At 69.7% G+C, this 5,212-nt stretch carries 3 protein-coding genes and 1 tRNA gene; 3 read left to right on the top strand and 1 reads right to left on the bottom strand.

The window, feature by feature from the left end:
- Window positions 1-17: 17 nt before the first annotated feature.
- Window positions 18-93 (bottom strand) — tRNA-Ala (locus Q1X76_RS09870).
- A 370-nt stretch (window positions 94-463) separates the two neighbouring features.
- Here Q1X76_RS09870 and Q1X76_RS09865 point away from each other — a divergent pair.
- The 3 genes from Q1X76_RS09865 (at window position 464) to nspC (ending at window position 4,740) form a co-directional block, all read left to right on the top strand.
- Window positions 464-1,333, top strand: coding sequence for a hypothetical protein (locus Q1X76_RS09865; protein ID WP_300719703.1), 870 nt, complete (start codon window positions 464-466; stop codon window positions 1,331-1,333).
- 513 nt (window positions 1,334-1,846) lie between these two features.
- Window positions 1,847-3,049, top strand: a complete 1,203-nt coding sequence (locus Q1X76_RS09860) for a saccharopine dehydrogenase family protein (RefSeq protein WP_300719701.1) — start codon at window positions 1,847-1,849, stop codon at window positions 3,047-3,049.
- Window positions 3,050-3,510: 461 nt separating this feature from the next.
- Window positions 3,511-4,740 (top strand): carboxynorspermidine decarboxylase, encoded by a 1,230-nt coding sequence (gene nspC, locus Q1X76_RS09855; RefSeq protein ID WP_300719698.1) that lies wholly within the window; start codon window positions 3,511-3,513, stop codon window positions 4,738-4,740.
- Window positions 4,741-5,212: the final 472 nt, after the last annotated feature.

Here is a 5,212-nt window from a genome sequence, read left to right as displayed (position 1 = left end):
AACCCTGATTTCCATTCTGGTGGAGCTGAGGAGAATTGAACTCCTGACCTCTTGAATGCCATTCAAGCGCTCTCCCAACTGAGCTACAGCCCCTCGGCAAGAAGAAACACTGCCGGAAGGCCCCGTTTTTGTCAACAAAAAAATGGAAAAAAGACGGATTTTCTCCCGCAGCCCTGCCCGGACGCCGCGTCCGGCCGATGCGGGCGCGGGGCGCCGCATCCTCCCGCGCGGAGCTGTCCCGATGTCCGGCACGGGCAGTGACAGGAGCCGGGCCTGCCCGCCACCGTCCGCAGCCGCATGACGCCAGAAGCCACCGCGCGGCAGCCGGGACCGGGCACGGGACCGCGTACCCGCATGGTCCCGGACACCTCCCGGGCACAAGGTCCGCCCCCGGCGGCGAGGTCCCGCGCCGCACAGGGGAGCGGCACCTTCCCTTCACCCGGCAAAAGCGTATGCTGCACGCATGAACCTGCTCTACATCACCGATGTCTTTTGTCCCTGGTGCTACGGCTTCGCGCCGGTCATGGCCCGTCTGGCCGCGGAACACCCGGAGCTGCCCGTGCGCGTGCTGGGCGGCGATCTGGTGGACGAGCCCTGCAGCCTCACGACCATGCTGGAAGAACACCCTTCCCTGCCTGCCTTCTTCGCCCGCCTGCAGGAGACCACCGGCCAGCCCACGGAGCGCTTCCGCAGCCTGCTGGAACAGGCCGCGGCCGGGACCGGCCCGGACCTGCGCATGCACTCCCCGGCCATGAACCTGCCCCTGGCCGCCCTGCGCCATCTGGCTCCCGGCCATGAGCTGGAACAGATGGAAGCCTTCCAGCTGGCTTTCTACGGCCAGGGCCGCGACGTCATGGATCCGGCGGAATGCGCGGCCATCGCCGCCCGCTGGCTGCCTGCCGCCCTCCCGCCGCATGTCCGGCCGGAAGGCCCGCCGGAAGTCCTGCCGGTCGCCCCTGCCGCAGACGCCCCCGGCCCCCGGCCCGCCACGCCGTCCCGCGACATGTGCGGCACTCCGTCGGGCAGCCCGGCTCCCGCCCCGTCTGATGCCCCGTCCGGCAGCCCGGCCGCCGTGCTGCATGCCGCCATGGCCGACCCCGCCGTGAACGCGGCCGCCCGGCAGGACACCGCCGAAGCCGAGGCCGTCATGGGCGAGTTCCTCATCTATCCGACCCTCTATCTGGAGCACGACGGCGAGCGCATCCTGCTGGCCCGCGGCTACTGTGACCATGACAGCGTACGCGCCAAACTGGACGAGGCCCTGCGCGGCGTCCGTCCGGGCCCCGTGGCCCGGGGCGCGGCCTGCGGTCTGGACGGCCGCTGCAGCCTGTAGCGCGCCCCGCCCCGGGGACAGCGCAACACAGGACGCGAGGCGCCACCGGCAACGGCGACGGGACGCCGGCAAGGACCTTCCCGGTCCCCGCTCCCCTGCCGGACGCACGACAGCCTGCGGCCGGGCCCGGCCCGGGACGCCTGTCCGTACGGCAGACAAGCGGCCGGGCTGCGGACAGGGACGCGGACCAGGGCAGGCACAGGGGCGCGGGGCAGGCCTCCCCGCCCGGACGGCGCGCCGCCGGAGACGGCTCCCGCGTCCTTTATGATGGCCCCTCCCCTGCCCCGACGCCGCACGGAGCCCACGCATCGACACCTACCGGCCCGGGCCGGACCTGCCACCGCCCCGACGCCGCACGGGGACAGGCACCTTGCACGGCCGTCCGGCCGTCCCGGTGTCCGCGCCCTGCCGGCCTTTACCTTCCCGCCGCTGTGGGCTATGGAGAGGATGACCGCCCTGTCCGGGCGGCCCGCATACATCACTCACGGACAAACGGATTCAAAAGGAGAAGTCATGGCGGATATTCTGATCATCGGCGCCGGCGGCGTGGGGAGCGTGGTGGCACACAAGTGCGCCCAGGTGGCCAAGGAAGGCGCCTTCGGCAAGATCACCCTTGCCAGCCGCACGCTTTCCCGGTGCGACGAGATCGCCCGGTCGGTCAAAGCCCGTCTTGGCGTCGACATCGCCACCGCCCGGGTGGACGCCGACAACGTGCCCGAACTCTGCGCCCTCATCCGTCAGGTGAAGCCCCATACCGTGCTGAACATCGCCCTGCCCTATCAGGACCTGCACATCATGGACGCCTGCCTGGAATGCGGCGTGCACTATCTGGATACGGCCAACTATGAACCTCTGGATACCGCCAAGTTCGAATACAAATGGCAGTGGGCCTATCAGGAGCGCTTCAAACAGGCCGGGCTCACGGCCCTGCTGGGTTCCGGCTTCGACCCCGGCGTGACCAACGTCTTCTCGGCCTGGGTCATGAAGCACGAGCTGGACGAAGTGCATGTGCTGGACATCATCGACTGCAACGCCGGCGACCACGGCCAGCCCTTCGCCACCAACTTCAACCCCGAGATCAACATCCGCGAAGTGACGGCCCGCGGCCGCTACTGGGAACGCGGCGAATGGGTGGAGACCGACCCCCTGTCCTGGTCCATGACCTATGACTTCCCCGACGGCATCGGTCCCAAGAAGTGCTTTTTGATGTACCACGAGGAACTGGAATCCCTGGTGCAGAACCTCAAGGGCCTGAAGCGCGCCCGCTTCTGGATGACCTTCTCGGAAAACTACCTGAACCACCTCAAGGTGCTGGGCAATGTGGGCATGACCCGCATCGACCCCGTGCGCTTCCAGGGCCAGGACATCGTGCCCATCCAGTTCCTGCGCGCCCTGCTGCCCGACCCCGCTTCCCTGGGCCCGCTGACCAGGGGCAAGACCTGCATCGGCAACGTCATGCGCGGCGTCAGGGACGGCAAGGAAAAGGCCGTCTACATCTACAACATCTGCGATCACGAAGCCTGCTACGCCGAAGTGGGCTCCCAGGCCATCTCCTACACCACCGGCGTGCCGGCCATGATCGGCGCCAAGATGATGGTCTCCGGCCAGTGGCTCAAGCCCGGCGTGTGGAACATGGAACAGTTCGACCCCGACCCCTTCATGGCCGACCTCAATGCCTACGGCCTGCCGTGGCAGTGCGTGGAAGTGAAGGACTAGGAGCGTTACCGCCGCCGGCGCTTTTTCAGGGGAAGGGACCCTCGGGCCCCTTCCCCCGCTGCGCCCGGGCGCCGGCCCTTGCCCGTTTTTTCGCTGCCGGCCCGCCACGCTCCGGCCGGATGGCCGGCCAAAGGCCCGGCCAGATGTCCTGCCAGATGTCCTGTTGGACGGGGCGGACCAAAGCCCGGCCGTGCCGCCCCGATCCGGCGCACCCGTCTGTCCCGCCGGTGCCGCGGCGGCCTTCCCCTTCCCCGCGAGCGCGGGGCGGCAAGGAGCCAGGTCCGGCCTGCTCGCGCCTGCGCCCCGGCAAAGACAGTCCCCGGCCAGTCCACCGGACCGGGCGTCCCCGGGCCGCACCAACGTCCCTGGCCCGAACGGCAGACTGCCCCCGGCCGCGCCCCGGCCACATGGCCGCCACGACGGCCTTTTCCTCTCACCCCAACCCCGGAACCCTACACATCATGAAGCATCTCCTGCCCCTGCTGGATCCCCGTATCGTCCCCTCGCCCTGCTTCGTGCTGGACGAAGCCCGCCTGCAGGCCAACGCGGCCATACTGGACAGCGTGCAGCGGCGCACCGGCGCCAGGATCCTGCTGGCCCTCAAGGGCTTCGCCGCCTGGGACAGTTTCCCCCTGCTCTCCCGCGCCAAAGGCCACGGTCCCCTGTGGGGCACCTGCGCCAGCTCCGTGGACGAGGCCCGTCTGGGCCGCGAGGAATTCGGCGGCGAGGTGCACGCCTTCGCCGCCGGCTGGACGGAGGAAGAACTGGACGAGCTGCTGCCGCTGGTGGATCATCTGGTCTTCAACTCCCTGGCCCAGTGGGAACGCTTCGGCCCCGGGGTGCGGGCCTGGTGCCGGGCCAACGGCCGCGAGATCAGCTGCGGCCTGCGCATCAATCCCGAACATTCCGAAGGCGCGGTGGCCATCTACAATCCCTGTTCGCCGGGCTCGCGTCTGGGCATCCGGCCGCACCAGCTGCCCGAAACGCTGCCCGAAGGCATCTCCGGCCTGCATTTCCACACCCTCTGCGAGCAGGGGGCCGACGCCCTGGCACGCACACTGGACGCCGTGGAGGCCCGCTTCGGCAAACAGCTGGCCCAGTGCCGGTGGATCAATTTCGGCGGCGGGCACCACATCACCCGCGCAGGCTACGACCTGGACCTGCTCTGCCGCTGCATCGAGCGCATGCAGCGGCGCTACGGCGCGCAGATCTATCTGGAGCCCGGCGAGGCCGTGGCCCTCGACGCGGGCTGGCTGGTGGCCACGGTGCTGGACGTGGTGCAGGCCGACATGCCCGTGGCCATCCTGGACACCTCGGCTTCCTGCCACATGCCCGACGTGCTGGAGATGCCCTACCGCCCCGGCCTGCTGGCCCCGGAAGACGGCGGCCTGCGCCCGGCTGGCGAAGCGGGCGAAAAAGCCTGGACCTGCCGTCTGGCGGGCAAGTCCTGCCTGGCCGGGGACGTCATCGGCGAGTACAGCTTCGCCGCGCCCCTCAGGGCCGGCGACCGCCTGATCTTCACCGACATGGCCATCTACAGCATGGTCAAGACCACCACCTTCAACGGCCTGCGCCTGCCCTCCATCGGCAGCCTGGCTTCCGTGCCCGACGCCGCCGACCCGGCCGCCACGGCCCGCTTCCGCCTGGTGCGCCGCTTCGGCTACGAGGACTTCAAGACCCGTCTGTCCTAGGCTCGGGGGCCCAGGAAAGCCCGTCTTGAGGGGGAAGGGAGGCTCCCGTCCTTTCCCCAGCGCGCTTTTCAGCAGAAGGGGCTCGTCATGTGGCGGCAGCCCCATCCTGACCGGACTTCCCCGTCAGGAGGACCGTTTCCCCCGGCCGGCATGCCGCCCTGCCACCTTTCGCCGCCCCTTTTCCCCTGGCGGGGATCAGGCGCGTCTGGAGGAAGGGAGTTCCCCCACCACATGCCAAAAGCAAGCCGCCGCAGCGTCGACACGCTGCGGCGGCTTGCTTTTGGCATAAGAGGCCTGTTCAGTACTGCACGGAGGTGGCCGGGGCCGGGTCCGCAGCGGACATCACGGGCCGGCTGCCGGGGTAGACCTCCCCGGCGCTGGTGCCGAAGTCGCGCTGCGGCGTCACGGTGCCGCGCACGGCGTGCACCGGCCCTGCCGCCTGCGTGGCGGCGGGAGCAGCGGGAGCGGGGAC

The sequence above is a fragment of the uncultured Desulfovibrio sp. genome (genome assembly GCF_949282365.1).
Lineage (GTDB): Bacteria > Desulfobacterota > Desulfovibrionia > Desulfovibrionales > Desulfovibrionaceae > Desulfovibrio.
The sequence above is the reverse complement of the archived record's forward strand: the minus strand, read 5'-3'. Positions and strand labels throughout refer to the sequence as shown.

Bases quoted from the DNA above. Each gene is read 5' to 3' on its own strand.
- Q1X76_RS09865 (WP_300719703.1), top strand. From the start codon at position 464: ATGAACCTGCTCTACATCACCGATGTCTTTTGTCCCTGGTGCTACGGC.
- Q1X76_RS09860 (WP_300719701.1), top strand. From the start codon at position 1,847: ATGGCGGATATTCTGATCATCGGCGCCGGCGGCGTGGGGAGCGTGGTG.
- nspC (WP_300719698.1), top strand. From the start codon at position 3,511: ATGAAGCATCTCCTGCCCCTGCTGGATCCCCGTATCGTCCCCTCGCCC.